Source organism: Pseudomonas sp. KCJK9111 (assembly GCF_046231935.1).
In the GTDB taxonomy this organism is placed as follows: Bacteria; Pseudomonadota; Gammaproteobacteria; order Pseudomonadales; family Pseudomonadaceae; genus Aquipseudomonas; species Aquipseudomonas parafulva_B.
In genome coordinates, this window is the sequence record NZ_JBJJMO010000127.1 from 1 (window position 1) to 1,320 (window position 1,320).

Below are 1,320 nucleotides of genomic sequence, written 5' to 3' on the forward strand. Positions count from 1 at the left end.
GAGGGTGTCAGAAATTTTGTGTTCGGGCATAACATGAGTAAGAGGTGCATGTATGCCAACCAAAAAGAAACCCCTGCGTGACCTGCCCAAAATCCCCAAAGAGCTGCTGGAGCAGTTCGGTGAGGGCCTGATGACCGCAGAAGCTATCGAAGATGCATCTGCGGCCTTCAAGAAGGCCTTGATCGAGCGTGCCCTGCATGCCGAGCTTGGCCACCACCTGGGCTATCCGCCGGGCGCGCAGCGCCCAGAGGATGAGACCAACCAGCGTAACGGCAAGAGTGGCAAGACGGTTTTGACCGGCGATGGCCCGCTGCGGCTGGAAATTCCTCGAGATCGAGACGGCAGTTTTGCACCGATTCTGATTCCCAAGCACGAGCGCCGATATACCGGTTTCGATGACAAGATCATCGCCATGTACGCCCGTGGAATGACGGTCAGGGAGATCCGGGCATTTCTGTCAGAGCAGTACGGCACAGACGTTTCACCCGATTTCATCAGCTCTGTGACAGACGAGGTCATGGACGAAATTGGCGCGTGGCAACAACGGCCCCTGGAACCGATGTACCCGGTCATTTTCTTTGATGCACTGCGGGTGAAGATCCGCGAAGAAGGCCTGGTGCGCAACAAGGCCATTTACCTGGCTCTGGGCGTTCTACCCGACGGAACCCGCGATATCTTGGGCATCTGGATTGAGAACACCGAGGGTGCGAAGTTCTGGATGAAGGTCTTCAACGACCTCAAGACGCGTGGCGTCGAGGATGTGCTGATTGCCGTGACCGATGGTCTCAAAGGCATGCCAGAAGCCCTCAGTGCAGTGTTTCCAGAGACGACGCTGCAGACATGCATCGTGCACCTGATCCGCAACAGCCTGGACTTCGCGGCATGGGACAAGCGGCGGGCACTGGCCAAGGAACTTAAGCCGATCTACCAGGCCATCAACGCCGAAGCGGCTGAGCAGGCACTGGATGAGTTCGAGAACGGACCGTGGGGTGAGAAATATCCAACGGTGGTGGCGGCTTGGAGACGGGCTTGGGATCGCGTGATTCCGTTCTTTGTTTTCCCGCCAGCCATTCGGAAAGTGATCTACACCACCAACGCCATCGAGAGCATCAACGCCCAGCTGCGCAAGGTCATCAAGACCCGGGGGCATTTCCCGAACGATGACGCAGCGACCAAGTTGATTTGGCTGGGACTGCGTAACATAACAGCCAACTGGGGAAAACCGGCCCATGATTGGAAAAGCGCGATGAATCAATTTGCGATTCTGTACGGAGATCGGTTCATCAGGCCAACATGGTGAAAATCAGGGCCTGCCTGACG

Annotated in this window: 1 protein-coding gene; it reads left to right on the plus strand. The window is 56.7% G+C overall.

The window, feature by feature from the left end; all coding sequences use genetic code 11:
• Window positions 1-52: 52 nt before the first annotated feature.
• The gene (locus ACK59L_RS21465; protein WP_409275945.1) at window positions 53-1,300 is read left to right on the plus strand and encodes an IS256 family transposase; all 1,248 of its coding nucleotides are present in this window, start codon (window positions 53-55) and stop codon (window positions 1,298-1,300) included.
• The last annotated feature ends 20 nt before the right edge of the window (window positions 1,301-1,320 follow it).

Coding starts and splice junctions, on each gene's coding strand:
- ACK59L_RS21465 (WP_409275945.1), top strand. CDS start 53: ATGCCAACCAAAAAGAAACCCCTGCGTGACCTGCCCAAAATCCCCAAA.